This is a genomic window from Evansella sp. AB-rgal1 (assembly GCF_041820985.1).
Classification (GTDB): domain Bacteria; phylum Bacillota; class Bacilli; order Bacillales; family Salisediminibacteriaceae; genus Evansella.
Genome location: NZ_JBGUAU010000002.1, coordinates 63,444 through 89,931 on the forward strand (window position 1 = coordinate 63,444; position 26,488 = coordinate 89,931).

The following is a 26,488-nucleotide window of genomic DNA, read 5'->3' on the forward strand; positions in this document are numbered from 1 at the left end:
TCTTAAAGACAGAGTAAACAAAGGCCAAAATCTGGCCTTTGTTTACTTTTATCTATAAAAATAGGCCATAAATATTTCATCATCGAAGTTTCCATCTATACATACTTGTTCTTTTTGGATGCCTTCCGTAATAAAGCCGTATTTTTCGTATAACTTTTTTGCTACTTTGTTGGACGAAAATACAGTAAGGCATATTTTGTGTAGGTTATGAATTTTTCCCCAATTAATTGTGTAATCCATGATAGCATTTCCCAATCCTTTTCCTTGACCTGTTTTACTTAACCAAGTCCGAAAGAGAGCGGTATGTCGTTTCATCTTCAACTCTCCCCGAATCAGTCTTGCTATTCCAATTACTTCGTTATCAATTTCTACTGCTGTATACATATGATCTTGGTCCATCATTTGTTGAATAAAAATTTGCTCTTCTTCTACTGTACGAATTTGTTCTTTTTGAATATATTTTCCCTCTTGAATAATGGATTCAACATTTTTAATAATATCAAATGCATCATTTGTCTCTGCAGGCCTCAAAACAACGTTGGAACCGTCTTTTGCTTCTACATTCATTATTAATTTTTCCATTTGTAAGTTCATAGTTGTCTTTATCATGGTTCCTCCTTATTCTTGCCAAAAAGAGTCGGGTTTTTTTTCAATTTTCGTTTTAAGTAGATGGGAAGCAGGTACAATTGATACATTATTTTTTTCGAAATGAGCTAATGCGTCACTAATCCCATTAAATGTGTCTATACCTTTTACACCTACATGGCCAATAGCGATAACTTCCCCATTATTCTTAGCAAGCTCACACACATGTAGCATTTGTTTATATACATGATCTCTCGAAGAATGAGTATCATCTAAAAACCAATCACGTACAGAAAATGGGATATCTAATTCTTTTGCAATTTTGGGTATTACAGAGTCTCCGCTAGTTCCACTATCAACAATGTATAAATCGTGTTCCTTCGCTACTTCCAAAATAGCTCGGACGATTCGTTCATTCCCAACAATTTTAGAACCCATATGATTATTTAAGCCTTTTGCATGGGGAACACTCTCAATAGCCTTTTTTACTCTTCGTTTCACTTCTGCTGTCTCTAACTCAGAAGTAATTGGTAGAGGTCCCAACCATGAGCGCTTCCCTTTTTTAGGCTCTAATGGTAGGTGTATCATTACTTCCAAGCCCTTTTCATGTGCTATATTTGCTTGCTCTGAAGATGCATCTAAAAAAGGCATTATTGCAACAGTAATTGGGATATCACTATCAAAAAAGTTGGTAACTCCACCTGTATATCCACCAAAATCATCAATAATAATAGCTACTTTTCCATCTTCATAAGAAGTTTGAGCAATTACTTCTTCAAAACTAGTTACAATAAAAAGCAGACAACAGAAACATGACAAGATTCTTCTAACGTACAAGGAAAACACCTCCAATATAAATGTTAGTCTTCTTAGTATGTCTAATGAAGGATAGCTAATGAGTAAAAATAGAATAAAATAAAAAAACACCAATTTTTACTTGGTGTTTTTCTTATTTGCGCATTCTAAATGCTGCATTTAACTGACCTCGTAGCATTTTCTCACGGATATCTGCTTGCTTCATTTCTTCACGTCTAATTTCAAAAGTTTGCATACCATCTTCAATTTTGTTTGCAATTTCCACTAGTCTTTCTACATCATGGAACGAATACTTTCTCGTTCCGCCCTTACTTCGTTCTGGAAAGACTAATTTTCTCTCCTCATAGTATCGAATTTGTCGTTCTGAAAGACCGGTCAATTCACTAGTAATACCAATACTAATCACTTTTTTTTCTTTATATGATGACAAAGGAAATCCCTTCCTTCTTTCTAAATTTATTTATTGATACTATATCACGAACCTATTTTCTTTGTGGGGATTTTGTTAGATTTTCTCACGTAAGATTATTTCGAATTATATAAAATATACAGAAAGAAGGGAGGTGAGAGAGATTTTCTTATTTAAGTTGTTTTTCTAACAACACTTTAATCTCACTCAACTCTTTACGTAATTCTAACACTTCATTGTGTGTATCCTTTATCTCTTTATCGGCCTCTTCTGTTTTTTCCACATTATTAACTATCACACCAATAAATAGGTTAAAAACGACGAATGTACCTACGAGAACAAAGGCTACAAAATAAATCCAAGACCAAGGAAGGATTTCAAAGATTGGTCGCATGACTGCACTTGCCCATGACTCCAAAGTAACTACTTGGAATAAGGTAAGTAATGAGAGTTGCAAAGAACCAAAGTATTCAGGTGCTACCTCACGGAACAGCATGGTACCAGTTACAGCGAAAATGTAAAAAACAATGGACATTAGTAACATGATGTTTCCTAGTGCGGGAATAGTCATTAATAATGCATCCACTAAGCGTCGTAAAGAGGGTATTACAGAGATGGCTCTAAAAACACGAAGAACCCGAAGAATACGTAATACAGTTACAAAATGTGCTCCAGCAAAAATGTGTCCTGCTGAGACAATGAGTACATCAAACCAATTCCATCCATTACTAAAAAAAGCTCTTAAATTGGGAGCAGCTAATAACCTTATCATAATCTCAATAGAAAAAATCCATAGCAGTGTTACATCTATTCTAAAAAAAAGCATCTGATTGTCCTGGTAAATACTGGGGTATGTTTCGATTCCAACGATAATGGCATTAAACATAATGAGAATAATAATAAACCGAGAAAAATACTTATGTTCCACGATAAATTGAAGCTTTTGTTTCCAAGAAGGATATTCAGGATTTTTTGTCATATTATTTTCCTCCGTGTAATTGTTTGAATATGCTATTTTAATAGTTTTAGTTGTGTAGCTTGTCCATTTATTATTCTACTAGAAAGTAATACATAAGAAAAAGTAAAAACCCTCCAGCTTTTTAAGTAGGAGGGGGTATGACTTAATTTTGCGTAAGCAATAGTATATAAGTAAAAGATAGGATTTCGCCATTAAGTTGAGGATAAGCCATGTTCTTCTATTATATTCATTTAGCTCTAATTAAGCGCCTTTTTGTTCTGCTTGTTTTTTTAATATGCGTTGACAAACAGAATAGGAACTTGAAAAAGATAGCTCAGATAACTGACCTTCACCTTGACACCAATCTCCAGCAAAATGGGAATTAGGCAATTTGGAAAATGTAGTTGGTAAGCCTCTTTGGTGCATGGTCCATTTAATTGCTTGAACAACTGCTACTTTCGAAACTCTAGGAACAACTAGCTGTTTTCTCCAACCTTCAAAATGTTTATCATAAAAAGCTTCAATTTCTTGCTTAATACGATTATGAGCATAAGGGTCATGAATATCCTTTGATTTCAAATATGCAACCGCTTGAAGTAATTGTCCTCCTGGTGGTGCAGCTTCCATATCATAATAAGATATATCAGAGATGAATATTTGCCTGTCTCGGTCAAAAATATACGTATAAGGGGAATCAATTCGCTTCTTTAAACCAATATCATAAAACATTACATAAGTTGGTTCGTAAGAAGAGTACCCCTGCAAATCTTTTTCAATAGGACTATGTTCAAACAATATTTCAAGCTCTTCTGGTGGAATAGCAAATATAAAGTCTTCAGCAGTGTACTTCATTTTCTTTGTATAAACTTCTTTTACTTTTTTTCCATCCGTTAGTAAACTTGTTACCTTTGTTTTGGCAATGATTTCTCCACCATTTCCTTCAATTACTCTAACAAACTCGGCAATTAGTTTTTCCCATCCACCTTGAATATAGCTTACAGGTATATTCGTTTTAAATAATCGTCTGTAATATCCAAAGAATACATCCGATGGTATTTTTTCGGGTTCTCCTGTAAAAAAATTGGAGGATGCTAAATTTAGCATCATTTCTTTTACCGCAGGACTCACTTTTTTCTTATCTAACCATTGTTGGATTGAGATATTTGGGTCCCCTTTTTCAAAACCAAGTGTTGTAAATAAAATATGGTAAGCAAAACGGAATTTATCCATTCCTTTTAATAGTTTTGTTTGTAATAAACCACCTATATTAGAAGGAACAACGGATACTTCGTCTCCTAGGTCATATTTTGCCTTCATTTGTGTAAAGTCTGACCAATACAGTTTTAATCCTAACTCTTTTTCCATCAATGTTAGGTGAGATTGATCCCGACCGTAAATAGCATGAGCTCCGAAGTTAAATTGAAATCCCTTCATATTTATAGTCATGGCGCGACCACCAAGCTTACCACGTTCAATAACAGCAACTTTTTTCCCATGGTGAGAAAGGTAAGCCGCAGCAGATAAGCCAGCTAAGCCACCTCCGACGATGACAACGTCGTATTGGCTTTTCTTCATATTCATACCTCCTAAATTAGGTACAAGAACAATTATTACGTACTAATAATGATAATTAAATCAATAAACACTATTGAAATATTGGTTTAATTATAGCTTATTATATCATTAAAGAAAAGGTATGATTATTTATAGACAGTATCTATAATAGTTTAACGTTCAAACAATTTGGAAATCTGCTGTGCTTTTCTGCCATCTGTTTGGCCACCTAATTCAACGGAACGCTCCCAGGCTCGATGAATACAAGCAATAATTGATTGTTGTACTTCATTTTCCTTAAGTACATTAAATCCTGCTTCCGTAGTTCCTCCTGGGCTCATAATTTGTTTGTATAACTGAGCTGGTTCATCTTTACTTTCTTGTACTCGTAAACTTGCCCCCAGAAGTGTTTGAGATACAAGTGTTTTCGCTAATGTGCGATCAATTCCCATTTGTTCGGCTGCCATTTCCATTGCTTCCATTAAGTAATAAATATATGCTGGTCCTGTTCCCGTTAATGCAGTCATTGCATCCATTTGTTCTTCTGGAACAATCGCTGTTTCGCCAACACCCTTAAAAATGTAATTAATGACTTGTTTTATATTATCAGTCACTGTAATACCAAAAGAGATAGTTGTCATAGAAGCGCCAACAGTAGCAGAGGTATTAGGCATAGTTCGAATTACTGGAATATCCTCATTTGCTAATAGTTCTTGTATAGATTCTATTGTTACCCCAGCCATAACTGATACGACCGGTGTATCCTTTGTAAGAGAGGAAATATAAGGCTCAAGGGCACTCTTCCAATCTTTTGGCTTACACGCTAAAATGACAACGGTATTCGGTGAAATTAATTCCTCAGCAGAGCGAGAAGACTTTATTCCATAATATTGTGTTAACTCTTGTAAACGCCGATCATTGGATCGATTTGTTACAGTAATTTGCTTCTTGTCTAAATACTCTTTCTTTAACCAACCACTTATTAGTGATTCAGCCATGGCTCCTGCTCCAATAAAAGTAATGTTGTGTTTCATTTTCTATATTCCTACCTTTCTGTGCTTTAAGCTAAATTGATTTTTCATCGTTACGATGGAATGTAACAGTAGTAAATGTTCCTTATTATGAAAGTGTTCCCCGGTTCTGTCAATAGTTTTTTTCTAAATCATCAGAAAAATGGAAAAATCGACGTAGTTGTGATCGTTAAGTATAATGGAAATAATGATGATCAGTGAATTTTGAAAGGGTGAGTGTGTGACTGTGAATTGGGATGGTTTGAATGTGATTATTACCGGTGCCTCTAGTGGCATCGGTGAGAAGATAAGTTTTGAGGTAGCGAAAAAAGGAGCTACGCCTATCATGCTAGCTCGTTCTTTTGAAAAGTTAAAAAAAATTGCGGAAAGTATACAGGACGAAACAGGGATTACTCCTTTTACTTATAAACTAGATGTCTCGGATGAAGAAGCGGTAAAAGAAGTTTTTCAACACATATTATCCGATGTAGAACGAATCGATGTGCTAATTAATAATGCTGGATTTGCACATTTTGACTTGGCTCATGAATCAACGATGGAGTCGGTGAAGAATATGTTTCACGTGAATGTGTTCGGTAGTATAGTATGTACGCAAATGATACTATCTCATATGATGGAACAGCGTTCTGGACATATTATTTATATTGCATCTCAAGCGGGTAAGCTAGCCACTCCAAAATCTAGTGCATATTCAGCAACAAAGCATGCTATATTGGGATATGCCAACAGCCTGAGAATGGAGCTTCAAGGTACAAATATCAATGTTAGTGTTGTAAATCCAGGTCCTGTACGTACTAGTTTCTTTGCGACTGCGGATAAATCAGGAGAATATGAAAAAAGTGTGCAACGCTATATGCTGACACCTGAACGTGTCGCGTTAAAAACGGTGGAACTTATCCAAAAGCCAAAACGGGAAGTAAACCTCCCAGGTTGGATGAATATCGGAACAAAAATATACCAACTATTTCCAGGGTTGGTGGAGAAATTAGCAGGATCTCAACTTCGAAAAAAATAGGGCACCCCCAAAGGCGAGCACTACCTTTGGGGAACGAATAAAGTGTTGATCCAAGACACACAGAACTAGGGCAAGATGCTAATATTAATCTGTGTGTGTGATATAACTTAATGCTTGCTCTAAATCTTCTAATAAATCCTCTACATTCTCTATTCCAGCGGAGTACCTTACTAGTCCTTCTGGTATTCCTAATGTAGCTCTTTCTTCTGGAGTGTTTTCTACATGGCTTGTGGTGCGAGCTGGCCCCACTGTCGTTTCAACAGCTCCAAGATTAGCAGCTTTATTTGCATATTTTAATTTTGGCAGAAACTCTCTTACTGATTGTAAACCACCTTTTAAAGCGAAACTTAACATGCCACCGAAGTCTTTCATTTGATCTTTTGCTATATGATGGTTTGTGTGTGTTTCTAAGCCAGGATAGAAAACATCTTCTATTTTATCGTGATCTTGCAAATAACGGGCGATTGTCAAGGCGTTCACGCATTGTTGTTTTATTCGCAAATGGAGGGTTTTCATTCCTCTCAGTAATAAATATGCTGCCATGGGATCAAGACTAGCTCCATTTATTTCCCGATAATGATATATTTTTTCTACAAGCTCTTTATCATTACTACATACGACACCACCAAGTGCATCTGCGTGACCACCAAGAAACTTTGTAGCACTGTGAATAACTAAATCTGCCCCAAGCTCAAGAGGGTTTTGTAAAATAGGGGTTGCAAACGTATTATCTACATAAATCAATGCCCGGTTGTTTTTGGCTACTTTCACCATTCGTTTAATATCGGTAATTTTTACTGTGGGATTTGTAGGTGTCTCAATGTAAAGAATTTTACACCCTTTTTTTACTTCTTCCTCTATTTCCTCATGATTTCCAGTCTCACATAAGGCAACATCAATATTTAATTTTGGTAGAAACTCTGAAAAGATTTTATTTGTACCTCCGTATGTGTCTTTGATAGATACGATACGATCTCCTGGTACCAAAATAGTGGATAATGCATTACTTATTGCTGCCATTCCTGTGGAAAAACTCGTTGCTGCTATTGCTCCTTCTAAATCTTTTACTTTGTCTTCAAATGCTTGAACAGTTGGGTTTGTATTTCGTCCATATATATGTCCCTGCTTATTTCCAACTGCTACTTCATACCATTCATCTATATCGTCATAACCAAAAGATACACTATGAACGACAGGAACTTGAGTTGCACCGTGAACGAGGTATTCTTTTTCACCAGACCAAACGGAACGAGTTCCTATATTTGCATGTTCTTTTTTACTCATTCACTTTCACTCCCTTGGTTTCAGTTGTAAAAATCCTAATGGAGATAATGTTACTAATACCCTACTATGTTTAATGAAATAATCCATTCACCAAACTGTATGAAGTTTTTTTCATTTAGTCAGACAGTATGATGAATTAGAATAGCCAAGGGTATAAGAGGTTGCACTTTTCGGAAAAATAGAATTATATTTTTACTATTTAACTTGAAAAGAGGATTCCCATGGAGAATATTAATAACATGAATTATGGAAGGGATTATAAGTTTATACCTGCCACATCCGTAGGCAGTGGAGTAGGTATAGAGGTAGCTCCTAACATATACAGCTATACGGTACAGATTGTAAACATTTGCTTAGTAGGTGACAAAAATAACTTTGTTTTAGTGGATGCGGGTATGCCTAGATCTGCCGAAGAAATTATTAAGATGACAGAAGATCGCTTCGGAGAAAAAAGTAAACCTAGTGCTATCATTTTAACGCATGGCCATTTTGATCATGTTGGGGCAATCATAGAGTTAATAGATCATTGGGAAGTTCCTGTATACGCACACGAGGAAGAACTTCCTTTTTTAACAGGTGCAAGGAAGTATCCAGAGCCAGACCCTACCGTAGAAGGGGGGCTAGTTGCAAAAATATCCCCTCTATTTCCGAACGAACCTATCAATATAAGTATGCATGTAAAGGCCCTCCCTAAGGATCAGTCTGTTCCCTATATGATGGGGTGGAAGTGGATTCATACTCCGGGTCATACACCCGGTCATGTTTCTCTATTCCGGGAAGAAGATCGAGCCCTTATTGCTGGTGATGCATTTGTTACTGTAAAACAAGAGTCACTTTATAAAGTAGTGACGCAACAACAGGAGATAAGTGGACCTCCAAGGTATTTAACTGCTGATTGGAACAGGGCGTGGGAATCTGTAAAAACACTTCAATCGTTGTATCCAGACACTGCTGTAACTGGACATGGTTTACCGATGACAGGAGAGTTGTTAACGGAGAGCCTAGAAAAGCTCGTGACGAATTTTGAGGATATTGCCATCCCTGATTATGGGAAATACGTTAATAAAAGAAAACATTAAAAAGTAGAAGAGAGGGTGTATCATTTGGTGCGCCTTTCTTTATAATATAAATTCCAAGCGATTTACACTTCTTAGTCTGATCCAAACGAACAAAAAATTAGGGAAGTAATATACTTCCAGTTGATAAACGAAAACTGTTTGCATATAATATCCTTACAAGGGAACAAATGTTCTGTGGAGGGGTAAGGGTGGAAGAGAATTATGATACGATACCAAAACGTACGATTTTATGTATTGATATGAAAAGCTTTTATGCAAGCTGTGCAGCTGTCTCCTTAGGACTGAATCCACTGACATGTCATTTAGCGGTAGTAGGGGATAAAAATCGCCAAGGAAGTGTCATCTTAGCAGCAACTCCCGCATTGAAAAAAGATTTTGGCATTAAAACAGGTAATCGTCTTTTTGAAGTTCCAAATGACCCAAGAATTACGCTAGTAAATGCTACAATGGCTACGTATTTAAATGTTTCTGTGCAAGTGACAGAATTGTTTCATCAATATGTTCCGTTACATGCAATTCATACGTATAGTGTAGACGAAAGCTTTTTAGACATTCGAGGAACCGAGCGTCTCTGGGGAAATGAATGGGAGTTAGCCAAGAAAATTCAAGATGACTTATATAAACGTTTTGGGCTTTCTTGTGCAATTGGTATAGGTCCTAACATGTTGTTATCAAAGGTTTGTCTTGATTTGGACGCAAAAAAGACAGGGTCCAGCATAGCAAAATGGACCTATGAGGATGTGAAAACAAAGTTGTGGTCGGTTACTCCATTGCAAAAAATGTGGGGGATAGGTTCAAGGGTGGAGAAACGTCTACATCGAATGGGGATTTTCTCTATAGGGCAGTTAGCCAATTATCCTTTACATAGTTTGGAGAAGACGTTTGGTGTCATGGGAAACCAGTTATATTATCATGCATGGGGAATTGATTTTTCAGAAGTTGGAGCTCCCATTTTAAGCGGGCAAATCAGTTATGGGAAAAGCCAAATTCTGTTCCAAGACTATGACGATGAAGTGAAGATAAAGCGAGTTATTTTAGAGATGTGTGAAGAGGTAGCGGCGAGAGCAAGAAAAGAAAAACGGGCAGGACAAACAATATGTCTCGGTATCGGTTATAGTAAGTCTGCAACTAATGGTGGTTTTTCTCGTCAACTTACTATTGAAGAACCAACAAACATTACAATAGAAATGTATGAAGCATGCTTACAACTTTTTGATCAACATTACGACGGAAACGTTGTACGACGAATTTCTGTAGCTCTCGCTAATATATATGGCGATGATTGCATGCAGCTTAATTTGTTTAATGAAACTCGTCCAAAGCAACGAGCGCTTGGATATGTAATGGATGCTATTCGAAGAAAACACGGAGCAAATGCTATATTACGAGCTGTTTCCTATGCAGAAGGTGGTACCGCAAGACACAGAAATACTCTAGTGGGTGGACATAAAAAATAAGGCTGTGTCAAAGGTCGTTTTTTCCTTTAACACAGCCTTTAAGGCAATGAAAAGCCTCCGTGTTATTTGATTTAATACTCATCTTCAGTATCTATATCTACAGTAATATTTGTAATATCGCTTAACTGGAGCGTCGTTCTTTCTGAATGATACATGTCTTCTATTGTTATAGTCCGTTGGAGTTGATTAATTCGTTGAATAAATCCAGTAAAACAATTCTCTATTCCATTTGATATTGTTGTAATGGAAAGACTAATCTCTTGATGGTACGCTTCGGATAATAGTCTACTCCACTCATCAAGAAGTTGACTGTCGATTGATGGCTTCCTCTTTTTTTGATGGTTTTCGGCTAATTTCTTTAATTGATGTACATGTTCTGGGAGCATCATGGATGTCCATTTTATTGCACCACGATCACGATTCACTCGTGTCACCTCACTTCAAAGTATAGGAACGTACGTTCTTATAATAACACGAATATACGATAAAAAACAAGGTGGTAATAATAGCTATGTTTTTTACGAAAATGTAAAATAATAGTCACAATTTCTTTACCCAATAGTGTCGGATACAGTGTAGTATTAGTGCTGTAATAAAAAGTGTGACAGAGAAATTCTCACACGGAATTAATGACAAAAAGGGGCGCTGGCCATGATTGTTAAAGACTTAGTGGAAACAAGGGAACTGATGATAGAAGAGATGAAAGAGAATGTAGTTGTTGTGTACGAACGATTTGACAATATTGATTGTCATTGTGAAGGAAACAACGTGGAGCAAGTAGAATGTGAGCCAGAAGAAGTTGTACAAATTTTAGTAGGTTGCTCTGAGGATTCCTTAACAAATTATAAAACCTTCGAAGTAGGGGAAAAATATTCATCTGTGGATGAAATTTTAGAAAATATTAGAAAAAATTATAGTGACTTATTAAAAAGCAGATAGAAGTAAAAGGGAGACTGTGGTATGGTCAAGGAACCAATACTATAGTCTTTTTTTTATGATAAGGAAGTATAAATTTCTATTCACTTAACGATCAGGAGGGATCGTCAAGTTGAAGGTAAATTTGTTCTTTTATATGAAAAGTATAATTAGGAAATGGTGTATTTCATGAAGTGATAAGCTATAATAAATAGAACAGTTTACATGTGCTAAAGGAGAGAGAGTTGTGATTAGAGTTTTATTTGTGTGTTTAGGAAATATTTGTCGTTCCCCAATGGCAGAAGCAATTTTTCGTGACAAGGTAAAGAAAGCAGGTTTAGAGACTGAAATTGAAGTTGATTCCGCTGGTACTGGAGATTGGCATATTGGTAATCCACCTCATGAAGGAACAATAGCGATTTTAGACCGAAACAATGTTAAACATACAGGAATTACAGCGAGACAAGTAAAGTCAAAAGATTTAACAGATTATGATTTTATTATTGGAATGGATGCCTCCAATATTGGAAATATAGATAAACTAAAAGTAAAAGGCACAACAGAAACAGGAGAGATATCACGCCTATTAGACTTCACTCCTGAAAAAGCTGTTGCAGATGTACCAGACCCATATTTCACTGGCAATTTTGATGAAGTATACGACTTAATAAACGACGCATGCGAAAAACTATTCGTACATATTCTTGAAAACAAAAAAGTTAAGTAAGGAATATGAATTTACACCTGGTTCGGTATACAAATAATATCATCATAAGACCAATTCACACAGAGTTGGTCTTTTTAGTTTTATTCTAAAGGCTCTTCACTTTATATGGAATGAGCGGAGGTTCACGAACTCAGTACGGGCGAGACACCGTAGCGACGGGAGCCAGGATGGCGACATGACGCCGTTGCCCACAGGAAAGGGAGTGGGCAGTAGTGAATGGAATAGAAACCAACAATATTAGGAATACTAGATAAGTTAACCACCAATTGAGATTACGTATTTTCAGGGGAGACCTACTAAAACGTAACAAAAATGTTTTTCTAATTGAAAGCGTAAACATAGGCACATAGGACAAACGCTTGTGAATAGCATGGTAAAGAGGAGAAATACAGGAAGGAAATTTTAATGAAAAGAGGGATTCGTCCATGTGCGGAATCACTGGTTGGGTAGATTTCCATCGCCCTTTAAAAAATGAACATACAACGATTGAAAACATGGCCAAAACACTCAACCGAAGAGGTCCAGATATGGAAAATATTTGGATGGAAAATAAAGTAGCCTTCGGGCACGCTAGACTCATAGTAGTTGACCCAAAAGGTGGAGGTCAACCAATGACGCGAGAACACGATGGAAAGAAATATACGATTTGCTATAACGGAGAACTCTATAATACAGAGGATATAAGGCAAGAATTACTTCAAAAAGGATATACATTTCAATCACATTCTGATACCGAAGTACTTCTTGTTTCCTACATTCACTGGCGAGAAGCTTGTGTAGATAAATTAAACGGCATTTATGCCTTTGCTATTTGGGATGAAGAAAAGGACCAAGTGTTTTTAGTTAGAGATAGATTAGGAGTGAAACCACTATTTTTTTATAAGCATGGCGAAGGCTTGTTATTTGGTTCAGAGATGAAGGCAATTTTAGAACACCCTGAAGTAAAAGCAGAGATAAGTGAGGATGGGTTACGCGAGGTTTTCGGACTGAGTCCTTCAAGAACTCCAGGCCATGGAGTTTACGAAGGGATGGAGGAGCTACGCCCAGCTCATTGGATGCGAGTATCTAATGATGGAATAGAAATGAGACGTTACTGGCAAGTGGAAAGCAAGGTGCATACTGATTCGTTAGAAGAAACTGCAGAAACAGTAAGATCACTGTTTATAGATACTGTTCAAAGACAGTTGGTTGCTGATGTACCAGTTTGTACATTTCTTTCTGGCGGAGTAGACTCTAGTGCCATAACAGCAGTAGCATCGGATTATTTTGAAAAGAAAGATAGAGGAATGTTAAAAACATATTCCATCGATTATGAAGAAAATGATCAGTATTTTAAGGCAAGTAAATTCCAACCGAATTCTGACGGACATTGGATAGAAAAAATGCGTACACAATTTCAAACAGAACACCATCCGTGTGTAATCACAAATAACGATCTATATGATTACTTGATAAATGCGGTGAGATCAAGAGACCTTCCTGGTATGGCTGATATTGATTCTTCACTGCTTTGGTTCTGCGAAGAAATTAAAAAGGATGTTACGGTAGGACTATCGGGAGAATGCGCGGACGAAATCTTTGGAGGATACCCATGGTTCCATGATGAAGATATGATGAATCAGCCAATCTTTCCATGGATGAGCTCGGTTTCAGAGCGTCAATCCATGTTGGTACCAAAATGGAAGGACCGCCTTCAATTATCTGATTATGTAAAAATGAGGTACGAAGAAACGTTATCAGAAGTTCCTACTCTTGATGGAGAAACCGGAATTGATAAAAAGCGACGTGAGATGTTTTATGTAAATATGATTTGGTTTATGACAACATTACTTGACAGGAAAGATCGTATGAGTATGGCTGCTAGTTTGGAAGTTCGAGTTCCATTTGCTGACCACCGCTTAGTAGAATATGTTTGGAATATCCCATGGGATATGAAAATGCATGAAGGTAGAGAAAAAGGCATTTTGAGAAAAGCATTAGAAGGGATTTTACCTGATGAAGTGCTATATCGTAAAAAGAGCCCATACCCTAAAACACACCATCCTGTTTATACAAAACTTGTCACGAACGGTTTAAAAGAAATCATTGATAAAGGAGATTCTCCCTTATTTGAGTTTTTTGATAAAAATGCTTTGCAACAACTTGTGGAGACAAAGGGTGAATCGTTTAAAAGACCTTACTTTGGTCAGTTAATGACGGGACCGCAATTAATCGCACATTTAATTCAAGTTCATACGTGGTTGACAGAGTATAATATAAATGTAAAAGAGTAAAAAAATACACCAAGATTCCTAGAGTAGGGGAGTCTTGGTTTTTTTCTTAGATTTTCTGTATGATTGTTTATAGGTATGAAGTATCTATAAGGGTATAGTTAGGAAACTACTGTATGAGGTGAAGCCAGATGGATAAATGGAAAGACAAAGTGATTTTAGTAACCGGTGCAGCAAATGGAATTGGTAAAGCGATCGCCGAAGGGTACGCAAAATCTGATAGTATTGTATACATAGTTGATATCGATGAAAAAAATGGGGCGAAGCTTCAAAGCAAATGGAGAGCGAAAGGGAAAAGGGTAACATTTCTAAAGGGAGACGTCTCTAAAGATAATGATGTTAAAAAAATAGTGGATATCATTAAAAAAGAGCAGAATGAACTCCATGTATTAATAAATAATGCGGGAATTTCCAAATTTACCTCCATAGACAAATTAGAATTTGAGGAATGGGAAAGAATTCTCCATACCAATGTAACGAGTGTATTTTTGTTCTCCAAATATTGTTCTAGCTTGTTAGAAAATAGAGGTGCTATTGTAAATATCGCATCTACACGTGCAATCATGTCCGAGCCACATTCAGAAGCATATGCTGCGTCAAAAGGTGGTATTGTTGCCCTGACTCACGCATTAGCCGCAAGTTTTACAGATAAGAAGATACGAGTAAACTCTATAAGTCCTGGATGGATTGAAACAGGGAAATATGAAGAACTTCGTAATGCGGATCATGAACAACATTTTTCCAAACGGGTAGGGAATCCCGAGGATATTGTGCGAGCATGTTTTTTCTTGTCAGACCCTGAAAATGATTTTATATCAGGAGAAAATCTTGTTATTGATGGTGGAATGACTAGGAAAATGATTTATAAACATTAAAAAGAGAGCGACCTACAGGTAAAACTTGGGTCGCCCTCTACAATGCAATTATGCTGCTTCTGCACTGTCTTTTGTTTTCTCTTCCTGTGCTACTTTTACATCTTTCAACCAATAAGCTCCGAAGAATAAAGCAATTAAGGTGTAGCCAATAGCATATTCTGTAGCAGCTCCGAATTGTAACGAAGGAGCATGCATTAATCCTACAAAGCTTAAAAACGCAGCAACAAGAGAAAAAATGGCTGCTTTATGGAATTGTTGATCGATGATAAATACAGTGATTGCCCCTAATAGTATTGCAGTAAACATGGCACCTTGTCCTAGCGGAACAATACCTGATGACAGATTTGCAATCATTTCCGGATTGTTTCCATTAAATCGAGTCATTAAATAGTTTGCGAAATATGGAAGCATGGCAATAGCAACAGCAATATAATACTTCTTATCATTTGTTGAGAACGCAGAAGCGACCATAGAGGTACCTACGTATACTAATATTGGTGCAACAACCGCAACCGGGATAATTGCAGATAAAGCAGCAATAACACCAAACATTGCAGCAAAGAAGAAGACTACAGCATTTAAAATACTATATCCACGACCAGCCCCCATGTATTTAGATCCTACAGAAGCAATATAAACGGTAGTTGGGAACATACCACCAAACACTGCTCCTAACATCGTACCAACACCGTCAACAGCTTGACATTCACGAACATCATAGGAATCACCTTCTGCAGACATTGCTTCTACATTGTTCATTGTTTCCACAGCGTTATAAATAGTAATAGGTAAGATGACAGCTAATAGTGCGATCATTGCACCAAATAAATACGTAAAGCCTTCAAACACAGCTAATGACGGTAGTAGTGGATAGAAACCAAGATTACTAAATCCTTCACCAATAGCAGCTACATCGGCATATCCCAGTCCAAAAGCTAATATTGTTCCAATAACAATAGCAAATAAGGAAGCGGGAATTTTAAATGGTAAAGATATTTTTCCAACAATACCTACTAAAATGACAGCTAAAACAAATAGACCAACAATTGGCATTTCTAACGTTTTGAATAACATCTCTCCAGCAATAAATGCTAGTGCAACCCCTGCAAGAGCACCAAGCATAGCTGCTCTAGGTAAGTTACGTTGAATCCACTTTCCAGTAAAACTAGCTAATACTTCAATTAAACCGCTTATAAATGCTGCAGCTAAAGCAATTCTCCAGGCTAATTCAGGGTCTTCAGTAAATACATTTGCAGGTACTAATACCCCGAACAAGAAGATAAACATCACTGGAGTACTAATTCCATAAGATAGAGCTGTAACATTTGCTCTATTTTCCTTTTTCGCTAATCGATTTGCCATCCAAGCATAATAAAGGTTTCCGAAGATTACGGCTACAGCAGCTCCTGGAATAACCTTACCGAATACAATACTTGCAGGGAAACCTAATCCTAACATTGTAACAGTTATAATTACGAAATTAGCTAAATTGTTTTGGAAAAGAGCAAAGAATGCATCCGTATCTTCTTTTTTGAACCAAGGATAGTGAACAGTTTTTTCAGACATAGTATGTTTCTCCTTTTAGGTAAAGTACCTATTAATATTTATTGGTTTTTGAAAAAATTAATAGTAATCAATGTTTAAATGTATAATTCTCCGTTGTATCTTGTACAAAGGAGACCTTATTCTCTTCAAGGGATGAAATCCTTGCTAACGATTCTACACGATACCCATTTTTTTCTAAGTTTTCTCTTCCTGGTTGGAAAGACTTTTCAATAACAATTCCAATTCCTGCAACGGATGCACCTGATTGATTTACAATATCAATTAGGCCTAAAGCAGCTTGGCCATTTGCAAGAAAATCATCAATAATTAATATATTGTCTGATCCAGATATCAAATCTTTCGAAATGGATATTTCACTACTTTGCTGTTTTGTAAAAGAATAGACGTTTGCACTATATAGATGGTCAATCATAGTTAGAGATTTTCGTTTTCTAGCAAAAACTATCTCGCAATCTAGTGATAAAGCGGTCATAAGTGCGGGAGCAATTCCAGATGACTCTAATGTAACTATTTTTGTAACATTATCTTTTTTGAAGCGCTCGGCAAATTCTTTTCCGATTTCCACCATTAATTTAGGATCGATACCATGATTTAGGAAGGTATCCACTTTCAAAACACCATCGGATAGTACTGTTCCAAATTGTTGAATATAATTTTCTAATAATTTCATTTTCATTTTCCTCCTTAACAGAAGTTATATTAAAATAATAGGATGAAACAAAGAAAAACTCTGATCCATCCTTCACTTAAAAATACAAGTGAAGGGATGAACCAGAGTTTTGTACAAACGGAAAAAGGGAATAGATTAATAGATTTCTATCTATTCAAACTTTCGATCCTTCACTCGTAGTCAAATGATTTCCGGTCATTTGGTAGAGACTCGTGAGCCATATCCTCACAGTTATACGAGTTCTATTAAATTATTTACGAATTGAGTCGTAATTTGTCTATTGTTATAGGACGATATTGATTATAGCACAGAAAAAGACTAGAGGGAATATGTTTTACGAACTTAAATTTTATGATTTTGTATAACGTTCGTATTTTCCTTGTTTTCCCATGTTTGTATCTTTATATCTTACGTAATTTTCGGTCCTTATTTTACATGTTAAGGGATATATAGTACATTAGAAGGAGATGTATATACAAGTTTCGGAGAGTGATCGCGATGCTAAAAAAATTATTTGGGTTTGATAAGAAGGGGAAGTCCGCAGTGAATATGCCTGAAGCAACTGGAAAAGACGTATTAATGTCACCGATTACTGGTGATATTGTATCTCTTTCAGAAGTTCCAGATCCAACATTTTCTCAGAAAATGTTGGGAGACGGTGTTGCTGTAAAGCCAAAAGGAACTACTGTTGTAGCACCCACATATGGAGAAATCATTCAAGTTTTCCCAACAAAGCACGCGTTAGGATTAAAGACTGTAAATGGTATTGAGTTATTGATTCACATTGGACTAGAAACCGTGAGTATGAAGGGAGAGGGGTTTCAAGCTTTTGTGAAGGAAGGTGATAAGGTGGCACAAGGCGATAAATTAATTGAATTTGATATCCGTTTAATTGAAGAAAAAGCTACGAGTACTATAACTCCTATCATTATCACAAACGTTGATGCCGTGGAGTCACTTGTGAAAGAAAAAAACATTTCAGCGGTTGCTGGTGAAACGGCCATTATGACTGTTGTTACAAAATAATAAGAAAGAGGATGTCAAAAAGAGAATTCTCATATTGACATCCTTTTTTTAAAAGATAAAATATAAATTTTTAGACTTTGAAAGGTGTCTAGCTCCAGACGCCATCGGCTCGTGCAAATAGCCTAACCGTTTAAAAGTAAAAAGCACTTTTTATCGTCCAGAACATTTGCATTTCGGTCCTGAAAGGGTGCCTTGCGCTTTTCTAATTACCAATTATAACTTGGATATACATATGGAGTGGTAGGCTCTTCAACCTCTCGTAAGTAACTGTCAGTAATAACAGGAATTTGAAACTCATGATACTGACCTTTCTTTATAATCCCACTAGCATAAACCCAAGTATCTCCTTCAAACTGGGATGCATCATTTGATTCAACTAGTGTTCCATATACCCCAGCGTCAGCCGTACAACACGTCATGGAAAAACGAGCAATTACTAGTTCATTGTCGTTAAAGTCATCTTCACGAAATACAAATCCAATAATTTCAATTTCTTTCCCAATGAATCGATCTAAATACAAATCAAGCACAGTCATTACGTCTAAATAATTTTCTTCTGTTACGGTAATAACATCCTGTTGTTCTAATTCATTTGCAAATTCCTCATAAAAAGCATCGAACCAATCTTGGTCATATAATTCTTCAAATTGATAATGCTCAATATCGTTATCTGCATACAGTTGAGCATCCTGATATTCAAAATACCCCTCAGGGTCTTCAAGGTATGCATCCGCTCTTGATGTGCTACTTTCTGAAACTTCTTGCTCAACTTCATTTGAATTTCCTTCTGCTTGAACAGTAACTATCCCTGAACCATACTGAATTCCTCTATTTTTAGCAAAGTCACTATTTAACATTCGGTCAGGAAGAACAAAACCTAGCAATATTGGTAAAATAAAAATGCTATAAATACCTAGTTTCACTAGTTTTGGTCCACGTATTTGATGATCATGATCACAGTTGCAATGTTGCTCATGTTCGTCATCGTTTTTTGAAGTACTGCGAAAAATTTGAATGATACCAAGTATGAAAAAGGTAGTCATAGCAAAGTAAATAAATGGATACATCGTTGGTGCAATATAATAAACGAGGTTACCAGAAATGACGAGTGCTAACATAAGTAAAGCAAAGCCTATTAATATAATCCCTTTTATATATGCGTGAAAAGAGTGATCGTATGGTTTTTTCATAAGGGAACCTCCTCGTATATTATAATATTACTCCGAAAAGTACCATTACTGCTGTAAATACAATGATAGTAACAGTAATCATAAAGATGATGACAAATCTAGCTTTAAAGAAAGCAAACAGCATAAACGTATTTTTTAAGTCTAGCATAGGTCCATATGTTAAGAATGCTACTTTTGACATATCTGTGAATTGACTACCGAACGAAGCTGCTACAAAGGCATCGGCTTCTGAACATAAAGATAGTAAATACGCGAATGTCATCATAACTAGTGTGGAAGAATATGGGTTCGTTCCAATTGCCTCTAAAATAGATCGATCTAGGAATGTTTGGAAAAGGGCTGCAATAAATGCTCCCATAATTAAATATTTACCCATCATAAAGAATTCATCAACTGCATGATATAAAGTTTCTTTTAATCTAGCAGTCAATGTTGGTTTCTTATCATTTAGTTGATGGTGATGATGGTCATGAACGTGAGCCGTAGGTACGGAACTTCGTAACTGTTCACTATTGTTTCTGAAAATTGCGTAAAGAATTCCACCAATGATAATAGACAATACAAAAGCAAGTCCCATTCGAGAGTATAAAATGACATTCGTAGGTTCGCTTCGGAATGCGAAATAGGTAGATGCAAATACAATTGGATTAAGGATAGGTGCGGCAACTAAAAATACTACTCCTACATGAAGTGGCATTCCTTTTTTTATAAGACGCCTCACTACTGGAACGATAGCACACTCACATAATGGTAAAATTGAACCTAACATGGCTGCAGGCACTAATGCTAAAATTGCATTTTTAGGCAAGAATTTTTGTATGGTTTCCTCTGAAACATATACTTGGATTAGGGAGGAAACGAATACACCTAACAGTATAAATGGAATTGCCTCTAATACAATACTTAAGAAGATCGTATTAACGTTAATCCAATCCCCAGGTAAATTATTCAATGTTTCATTGTCGTTTAAACGATCACTTACAAGAAATAGGATAAGGAATAACAACAATAGACCAAATCCTAGTAGATCTTTTCCAATAAAGCTTTTTGATTTTTTCATGTTGTTTTCTCCTATTATGAATCTATTATTATCTAGATTTATTTATGAATAGTAAACTAGCAATTTTGAATACCGTTTCTAAGTTTACCAAAAATATAGGGTGTCGTAAATGTAACGGAAAAAATTGTTACAAAAATGAAAAAAGTGTAATGGTAGAGTTTTTCACCCTGCCATTACACTTTTTGTCTTTTATTTAATATCCATCACAGTATCTGGATCAATGAAGCTGAACACTAAGAAAGCTACAACGAAGCAATAGATCGCAAAATAAATCAATTTACTTTTCTTTAAAAAGCTAATTAACCAAATAATACCTAGTAACGAGAAGGTAAACGTAACAACAAATGCTACTATCAAATTGAGCGCACCTACGTATTGAACCATTTCTGATGAAAAATCCCCAATTGCTAAGACAGTAGAACCTAAAATGACAGGTATTGCTAATAAAAAAGAATATCTCACTGCAGTTTCTCGTTGTAAACCAGCGAGTAACGCAACTACTAATGTAGCGCCGGATCTTGAAATCCCTGGAATAACTGCTAGTGTTTGGCCTAAACCTACTAAAATGGAATCCCAAAATGTCATTGTACTTTCTGTTTTGTTTCCTGTTTTATGGAAACGTTCAATAAAGATTAACGATATACCTGTTACAATAAGAGCCCCGGCAATAAACGTTGGAGTTTTAATGGAATCAGATCCAACGTCCGATAATATTTTACCTAATATACCTGTTATTGCTGTGGCAACTAAAATGTATATTCCGAAGTAAAACTGTGATTTATCATCAGAACGCCGTTTTCCAATATATCGAAAAAAACCCACGATTATATCTACAAGGTCACGCCTAAAGTAAATTATAACAGCAAATACAGAAGCTAGATGAAGAAATATTTCAAAAGAGAGTCCTGGAAAAGAATAGCCAAATATCATCTGCGTAATGACAATATGTGCTGTACTAGAAATAGGTAAAAACTCGGTGATACCTTGTACAATTCCAAAAATAATTGCTTCCAATAAAGTCATGAAGATCTTCCTTTCTTATGTATGCATTATAACTTAGGAGTTTTTCTAAAGTATTAATGCACTGCTATTCATTCTATCAAAAATTCTTGTGAAGTGGTATAAAAAGTTAGCCTGAGTTAAACATACCTTTTTAATCTCTATGCTGCTCGTATTTCCACTCTTTTGTCATCATCTGCAATTGCTTTTTTGTATCTTCTGTCAAAGCAGGCTTAGTGGAGGCTATGATATTTTCTTTTACCTGATCTACCTGACTTGCGCCTGGAATGACGGTTGCTACAACAGAATGATCTAAGGAGTAACGAAGTGCTAATTCTTGTAGAGTGAGTTCATTCGTATTAGCAAAGTTTCTTAGTTGTTGAAGTGTCATTTTTAAGTCTTCACCAGAATAGGTTAAGTACCCCTGTTCTGATAATTTTTTATCATAATTATCAGTAAGTAATCCCTTTGCAACAGGTCCTCTAGCAATTATAGATACATTTTTTTCCTCAATGACAGAGAACCATTCTTCTGGCCTGCGGTCTAATAAACTAAATTGCATCATTATGCTTGTTATATTGGATTTTTCTAAATATGTTTTTATTACGTTCGGTCGAATCGAAGATATTCCATAATAACGAATTTTTCCTTCTTTCACTAATTCATCAAAAGCTTCTATTGTTTCCTCTATAGGGTCTTCCATTGTACCACCATGTAATTGATATAGATCCAAATAATCAGTTTGTAGTCGGTGTAACGACTTCTCTACAGCAGTTTTTAGATAGGATTTTGTAGGATTCCAGTTCCACCCATCCTTTCCTTCCGTCCATTCGTTTCCTCCTTTAGATGCAAGGAGAATGTCTGACCGCTTTCCTTTTAACGCTTTTCCAACTGAAATTTCATTCATCCCTTTATCATAGAGATCGGCTGTATCGAAGAAGTTCACACCGTTTGAGATAGCTTCGTGAAGGAGTCTCTCGTTCGTTTGTTGATCTCCAGTTAATGACATACAACCAAAACCAATCTCTGATACGTAAAGTTCCGAATGACCTAATTTGTTTTTCTTCATGTTAATAACACCTCATTTATTAAGATATATGTCCATCATAGCAAGCATAACACAAACTTTCTATTGCTTAGTTATGACGAACATGACTTTCGAATATAGTTTCATAACGGAGGTGATTCTTATGTTAACAGAGGAGAAAGTACAAGTACTAGAAGTATTAGAGCGGACATCAACCATCCTTCGTCTAAAAACGAGTGGAGGAAGCGGTAAGGCTATTTTATATCGTACTCTTCATTCTGATGTTCAATCAGGTGACTGGATTGTTGTGAACACAACGGCAACGAAGTTACAGTTAGGAACGGGTGGTTGGGATATTGTCAGAAATGTGATTGATAAACCTCTCTTAGATAAAAAAAAGGAAGACGAAGATGGACATATTATGAAAGCTAGGTATTTGGGAGATCAGCACAGTAGTCTAACAATAGAATCTCCTGAAAGTAGAACTCATCAAATGTTTCATCAAAAATTAGATCTTCAGGGAAGAAAAGTTTTACTGTGTGAATTACATAGTATGTTGCCTATTGTATGGTTTATCTTACAATCACAAGAAGTTAATATACCGTTACTAGTAGTTTTAAGTGATGAGGCTTCGTTACCTTTAGCAATGAGTAAGCACCTTACGTATTTACAAGAAATGGATAAGTTCGAATCCATTTCTACAGGTCAAGCATTTGGAGCTCAAAAGGAATCAATAAATATAGTAACTGCCTTACAATATTTCCATGAAACACACGAAGAGGGAATAATTCTTATAACACTAGGACCAGGAATAGTCGGCAGCAGTACCCGGTACGGGTTTAGTAGCTTATCTCAAGGTAACTGGGCCAATATGATTGGGGCATTAGGTGGAACTCCCATTTGGATTCCTCGACTTTCTGGGGCTGATGAGCGGGAAAGACATCAGGGGATAAGTCATCACACAATAACCCCGCTTACGGAACTAACCTTAACAAAAAGCATCCTACCACTTCCTAGTGGAGACTATTCTAACAAATGGATAGAGACTAGCCTTTTGTATTTAGAAACCATTGAAAATGTTAGTATAAAAAAAGTAGCTGAGCAAAAACTATTACCTCTATTAGATCAAGTTCAGCAGCTATCACCATTTCCTTTGACATCCATGGGGCGAACAATTGATAAAGATCCTCTTTTCTTTTTAGGAGTTGCGGCAGCTGTGTATTGGTATCTATCCGAGGATACCCATTCTTGTAATGTATGATATTGTTTAACTTTTTGTTTTAAAAATTCGCGAATTTCCCATGCCTTTCCTGCAAGGATTATGCCATTATTTCTATGATAACTTTTCACCTGAAACACCTCCTCATATGATATGCTTATCCATATGTTAAAAGGTAGAAATACAGAACTGGAGGAAGTAACAATGGAGAATTTTATTGAAAAAACAACGAAAACACAATCGATTTATAAAGGGAGAATTATTGACCTTTCCATTCACGATGTAACCTTGCCAAATGGAGAAAGCAGTAAACGAGAAATTGTAAACCATCCAGGTGCAGTAGCAGTTATACCAATTACAAAAGAAAACAAACTGATTCTTGTAAATCAATATAGAAAGCCTTTAGAAAAAGTGATAGCTGAAATTCCAGCAGGAAAACTTGAAAAGGGAGAAAATCCTTTAGAATGTGCAAAAAGAGAACTTGAAGAAGAAACAGGTACGATAGCACAAAAGTGGACTGAATTAGCATCTTTTTATACTAGTCCTGGATTCGCAGATGAACTTATTTATTTATTTTTAGCAGAGGATTTAGGGGAAGGAGTAGTCAATACCGATGAAGATGAATTCGTTGAACGTATCGAGGTCACTCTAGCGGAAGCAGAACAATTGATAAAAGAGAAAGTAATTCATGATGCAAAAACAATAATTGCTGTGCAATATCTACAACTAAGAAATAAATAAGATAGGTGAGCTTACGTGTTACAAGGGAAATTATCTTCGTATTATGTAGATCTACATATACATATAGGTCGTACGAGAACGAATAGACCTGTAAAAATAACCGCTTCGAATCAATTAACTTTACCGAATATTATGGAAGAGTCTGTATTAAGAAAAGGAATGGATATGTTAGGGGTTATTGATGCCCAATCCCCTGAAGTTTTAGATGAATTGGAAGAAAGTGTAATTTGTGGGGATGCACATGAATATAAGGATGGAGGAATTCGGTATAAAGACAAAGTAACCATACTATTGGGGGCAGAACTTGAGGTGTATGATGAATTTTCACAAGGTCCTATTCATGTCCTTTGTTTTCTTCCAACAATAGAGAGTATGCGTTATTTTTCACGTTGGTGTAGTGGGAAAATGAAAAACATTCATTTAAGCTCTCAACGAATCTATGTTACGGGAAAGAATTTACAGCAAGTTGTGAAAAAAATGGGAGGGTGGTTCATTCCAGCCCATGTATTTACCCCTTTTAAAAGTTTATATGGAAAAGGTGTTGAAGTTTCTCTTCAAGAGGTCTTTGATCCTTCACTTATTGATGCTATTGAATTAGGTCTAAGCGCAGATACGACATTGGCGGGAAAACTGATAGAATTGAATCCTTATACATTTATTTCAAACTCTGATGCCCACTCTACTTCAAAAATAGCGAGAGAACATCAAGTAGTTCAGTTAGCTAAACCTACCTTTGTAGAGATGGGGAAGGCATTGAAAAACGAAAACGGAAGAAGAATTGTGAAAAATATTGGACTAGACCCTCGATTAGGAAAATATCACCAAACTGTATGTAGAGTTTGCAACACAAAGGTGGATGATGGATATTGTCTACATGAGCATAGGGAGAAAATAGTAAAAGGTGTATATGAAAGGATACAGGAGCTTTCCGCAGCGCAAAAAACCTTATGTGCCCGAATAGAGGCGGAAGAGAAACGCCCTCCATATATACATCATGTTCCTTTACAATTTATCCCAGGAGTTGGTCCTAAGACATTACAGAAGCTTTTACAGTCCCATACGGAAATGGAAATTGTGCACGAGCTAGAACTAGAGGAACTAGTAAACATTGTACCAATAAAAATAGCTTTACTGATCATCAAAGCAAGAAGTGGAAAACTCCTCATTGAAGAAGGGGGAGGAGGAACATATGGAAAAATAAAATGAAACAAATCTAGTAGGTAATTGTCATAGTTTTCTTCATAGATTCATAGGCTTTGATAGAAGCAGAAATTAGAAATGAGGCGAGTGCTCTATGAAGCGTATGGGTGTTGTGCAGAGAACTATTATGGATCATGTTGAAGAACATCGGTCCATCTATATGTTTACAACTGTATTACTTATAATGGGAGTTATTTTTGGGGCAATTATCGTTAATAGTCTTAGCTTTTCGCAGAAAAATGATTTGTATGCATATCTATCATTGTTTTTTGGACAAGTAGAACAAGGAGAGTTTGCAAGTTCATCAGCAATGTTTTCACAAAGTCTCTCCCATTATAGTAAATATATTGGGATTATGTGGTTACTTGGTTTGTCTGTCATAGGTTTACCAATCATATTTATCCTTTTATTTATCAAAGGGTTAGTTGTGGGATTTACAGTTGGATTTCTAGTAAACCAAATGGGTTTTGATGGATTTTTACTAGCTTTCTCTTCTATCCTTCCACAAAATATCATACTAATTCCTATTTTTATCATTATTACCACGGTAGCTACTGCTTTTTCCATTAAGATCTGGAGACAAATTACTAGGAGAGGATACGAGCCTATCGCTCAATATTTTCTATCCTATGCTATATTTTTAGTGTTCGTTAGTGTATTCGTAGTTATTGTTTCTGCCTACGAGGCTTATGTTTCTCCTGCAGTTATGAAATTGGTGTTTCAATGGATAAGTTCGTAAGTTATTGTTTATAAATATAATAACTATTAGATGATAATAATTATAAAAACTTTTTTGTAACGATTCTTGTTTGACA

Annotated in this window: 26 protein-coding genes, 1 pseudogene and 1 riboswitch; of the genes and pseudogenes, 12 read left to right on the forward strand and 15 right to left on the reverse strand. The window is 36.0% G+C overall.

Features of this window, described 5'->3' with window-relative positions; translation table 11 throughout:
* Positions 1-48: 48 nt before the first annotated feature.
* From ACERII_RS01820 to proC, 6 genes are all read right to left on the reverse strand, one after another.
* Positions 49-609 carry a GNAT family N-acetyltransferase gene (locus tag ACERII_RS01820; protein ID WP_373639726.1) on the reverse strand — a complete coding sequence of 187 codons (561 nt, stop codon included), beginning with the start codon at positions 607-609 and terminating at the stop codon, positions 49-51.
* Between the two features lie 9 nt (positions 610-618).
* Positions 619-1,422 carry a divergent polysaccharide deacetylase family protein gene (locus ACERII_RS01825; protein WP_373639727.1) on the reverse strand — a complete coding sequence of 268 codons (804 nt, stop codon included), beginning with the start codon at positions 1,420-1,422 and terminating at the stop codon, positions 619-621.
* Positions 1,423-1,534: 112 nt separating this feature from the next.
* On the reverse strand, positions 1,535-1,831 hold the full coding sequence (locus ACERII_RS01830; RefSeq protein WP_373639728.1) for a MerR family transcriptional regulator: 297 nt from the start codon (positions 1,829-1,831) through the stop codon (positions 1,535-1,537).
* 148 nt (positions 1,832-1,979) lie between these two features.
* Positions 1,980-2,789, reverse strand: a complete 810-nt coding sequence (locus ACERII_RS01835) for an ion transporter (protein WP_373639729.1) — start codon at positions 2,787-2,789, stop codon at positions 1,980-1,982.
* A gap of 240 nt (positions 2,790-3,029) precedes the next feature.
* A complete protein-coding gene (locus ACERII_RS01840; protein ID WP_373639730.1) occupies positions 3,030-4,343 on the reverse strand; it encodes a phytoene desaturase family protein in 1,314 nt (437 codons plus the stop codon).
* A gap of 152 nt (positions 4,344-4,495) precedes the next feature.
* Complete coding sequence (gene proC, locus ACERII_RS01845) at positions 4,496-5,356, reverse strand: pyrroline-5-carboxylate reductase (protein WP_373639731.1); 861 nt, start codon at positions 5,354-5,356, stop codon at positions 4,496-4,498.
* 223 nt (positions 5,357-5,579) lie between these two features.
* Here proC and ACERII_RS01850 point away from each other — a divergent pair, with 223 nt between their 5' ends.
* Positions 5,580-6,368 (forward strand): SDR family NAD(P)-dependent oxidoreductase, encoded by a 789-nt coding sequence (locus tag ACERII_RS01850; protein WP_373639918.1) that lies wholly within the window; start codon positions 5,580-5,582, stop codon positions 6,366-6,368.
* Between the two features lie 84 nt (positions 6,369-6,452).
* On the opposite strand, the gene ACERII_RS01855 is transcribed toward ACERII_RS01850, so the two are convergent.
* On the reverse strand, positions 6,453-7,652 hold the full coding sequence (locus ACERII_RS01855; RefSeq protein WP_373639732.1) for a cystathionine gamma-synthase family protein: 1,200 nt from the start codon (positions 7,650-7,652) through the stop codon (positions 6,453-6,455).
* A 239-nt stretch (positions 7,653-7,891) separates the two neighbouring features.
* Here ACERII_RS01855 and ACERII_RS01860 point away from each other — a divergent pair, with 239 nt between their 5' ends.
* Positions 7,892-8,731, forward strand: a complete 840-nt coding sequence (locus ACERII_RS01860; RefSeq protein WP_373639919.1) for an MBL fold metallo-hydrolase — start codon at positions 7,892-7,894, stop codon at positions 8,729-8,731.
* 167 nt (positions 8,732-8,898) lie between these two features.
* The gene (locus tag ACERII_RS01865; RefSeq protein WP_373639734.1) at positions 8,899-10,188 is read left to right on the forward strand and encodes a Y-family DNA polymerase; all 1,290 of its coding nucleotides are present in this window, start codon (positions 8,899-8,901) and stop codon (positions 10,186-10,188) included.
* Positions 10,189-10,259: 71 nt separating this feature from the next.
* Here ACERII_RS01865 and ACERII_RS01870 read toward each other — a convergent pair whose 3' ends face one another.
* Positions 10,260-10,613, reverse strand: coding sequence for a YolD-like family protein (locus ACERII_RS01870; protein ID WP_373639735.1), 354 nt, complete (start codon positions 10,611-10,613; stop codon positions 10,260-10,262).
* Positions 10,614-10,839: 226 nt separating this feature from the next.
* Here ACERII_RS01870 and ACERII_RS01875 point away from each other — a divergent pair, with 226 nt between their 5' ends.
* The 4 genes from ACERII_RS01875 (at position 10,840) to ACERII_RS01890 (ending at position 14,975) form a co-directional block, all read left to right on the forward strand.
* Positions 10,840-11,127 carry a hypothetical protein gene (locus ACERII_RS01875; protein ID WP_373639736.1) on the forward strand — a complete coding sequence of 96 codons (288 nt, stop codon included), beginning with the start codon at positions 10,840-10,842 and terminating at the stop codon, positions 11,125-11,127.
* Positions 11,128-11,350: 223 nt separating this feature from the next.
* The gene (locus ACERII_RS01880) at positions 11,351-11,830 is read left to right on the forward strand and encodes a low molecular weight protein-tyrosine-phosphatase (RefSeq protein WP_373639737.1); all 480 of its coding nucleotides are present in this window, start codon (positions 11,351-11,353) and stop codon (positions 11,828-11,830) included.
* Positions 11,831-12,255: 425 nt separating this feature from the next.
* Entirely contained in the window at positions 12,256-14,103 is a 1,848-nt protein-coding gene (gene asnB, locus ACERII_RS01885) for an asparagine synthase (glutamine-hydrolyzing) (protein ID WP_373639738.1), read from the forward strand.
* Positions 14,104-14,231: 128 nt separating this feature from the next.
* Positions 14,232-14,975 (forward strand): SDR family oxidoreductase, encoded by a 744-nt coding sequence (locus ACERII_RS01890; RefSeq protein WP_373639739.1) that lies wholly within the window; start codon positions 14,232-14,234, stop codon positions 14,973-14,975.
* Between the two features lie 48 nt (positions 14,976-15,023).
* Here ACERII_RS01890 and ACERII_RS01895 read toward each other — a convergent pair whose 3' ends face one another.
* Positions 15,024-16,541, reverse strand: a complete 1,518-nt coding sequence (locus tag ACERII_RS01895; protein ID WP_373639740.1) for an NCS2 family permease — start codon at positions 16,539-16,541, stop codon at positions 15,024-15,026.
* A gap of 67 nt (positions 16,542-16,608) precedes the next feature.
* On the reverse strand, positions 16,609-17,211 hold the full coding sequence (locus tag ACERII_RS01900) for a xanthine phosphoribosyltransferase (RefSeq protein WP_373639741.1): 603 nt from the start codon (positions 17,209-17,211) through the stop codon (positions 16,609-16,611).
* Positions 17,212-17,368: 157 nt separating this feature from the next.
* Positions 17,369-17,470: riboswitch (purine riboswitch) on the reverse strand.
* Between the two features lie 239 nt (positions 17,471-17,709).
* On the opposite strand from ACERII_RS01900, the gene ACERII_RS01905 reads away from it, so the two are divergent.
* Entirely contained in the window at positions 17,710-18,237 is a 528-nt protein-coding gene (locus tag ACERII_RS01905; protein ID WP_373639742.1) for a PTS sugar transporter subunit IIA, read from the forward strand.
* A gap of 206 nt (positions 18,238-18,443) precedes the next feature.
* Here ACERII_RS01905 and ACERII_RS01910 read toward each other — a convergent pair whose 3' ends face one another.
* From ACERII_RS01910 to ACERII_RS01925, 4 genes are all read right to left on the reverse strand, one after another.
* Positions 18,444-19,427 carry a TIGR03943 family putative permease subunit gene (locus tag ACERII_RS01910; RefSeq protein ID WP_373639743.1) on the reverse strand — a complete coding sequence of 328 codons (984 nt, stop codon included), beginning with the start codon at positions 19,425-19,427 and terminating at the stop codon, positions 18,444-18,446.
* Positions 19,428-19,446: 19 nt separating this feature from the next.
* Positions 19,447-20,487: a permease gene (locus ACERII_RS01915; protein WP_373639744.1), complete on the reverse strand. Its 1,041-nt coding sequence runs from the start codon at positions 20,485-20,487 to the stop codon at positions 19,447-19,449.
* A gap of 189 nt (positions 20,488-20,676) precedes the next feature.
* Complete coding sequence (locus tag ACERII_RS01920; protein ID WP_373639745.1) at positions 20,677-21,510, reverse strand: undecaprenyl-diphosphate phosphatase; 834 nt, start codon at positions 21,508-21,510, stop codon at positions 20,677-20,679.
* A 130-nt stretch (positions 21,511-21,640) separates the two neighbouring features.
* Complete coding sequence (locus tag ACERII_RS01925; RefSeq protein WP_373639746.1) at positions 21,641-22,555, reverse strand: aldo/keto reductase; 915 nt, start codon at positions 22,553-22,555, stop codon at positions 21,641-21,643.
* Positions 22,556-22,676: 121 nt separating this feature from the next.
* Between ACERII_RS01925 and ACERII_RS01930 the strand changes: the two genes are divergently transcribed.
* Positions 22,677-23,774 carry a DUF3866 family protein gene (locus tag ACERII_RS01930; protein ID WP_373639747.1) on the forward strand — a complete coding sequence of 366 codons (1,098 nt, stop codon included), beginning with the start codon at positions 22,677-22,679 and terminating at the stop codon, positions 23,772-23,774.
* Between the two features lie 29 nt (positions 23,775-23,803).
* Here the strand turns inward: ACERII_RS01930 and mciZ are convergent.
* Positions 23,804-23,872, reverse strand: a pseudogene (mciZ, locus tag ACERII_RS01935) (Z-ring formation inhibitor MciZ); the annotation flags it as partial.
* Between the two features lie 64 nt (positions 23,873-23,936).
* Here mciZ and ACERII_RS01940 point away from each other — a divergent pair.
* From ACERII_RS01940 to spoIIM, 3 genes are all read left to right on the forward strand, one after another.
* A complete protein-coding gene (locus ACERII_RS01940; protein WP_373639748.1) occupies positions 23,937-24,473 on the forward strand; it encodes an NUDIX domain-containing protein in 537 nt (178 codons plus the stop codon).
* Positions 24,474-24,488: 15 nt separating this feature from the next.
* Complete coding sequence (locus tag ACERII_RS01945; protein WP_373639749.1) at positions 24,489-25,679, forward strand: endonuclease Q family protein; 1,191 nt, start codon at positions 24,489-24,491, stop codon at positions 25,677-25,679.
* 88 nt (positions 25,680-25,767) lie between these two features.
* Positions 25,768-26,412, forward strand: coding sequence for a stage II sporulation protein M (gene spoIIM / locus ACERII_RS01950; RefSeq protein WP_373639750.1), 645 nt, complete (start codon positions 25,768-25,770; stop codon positions 26,410-26,412).
* Positions 26,413-26,488 lie beyond the last annotated feature (76 nt).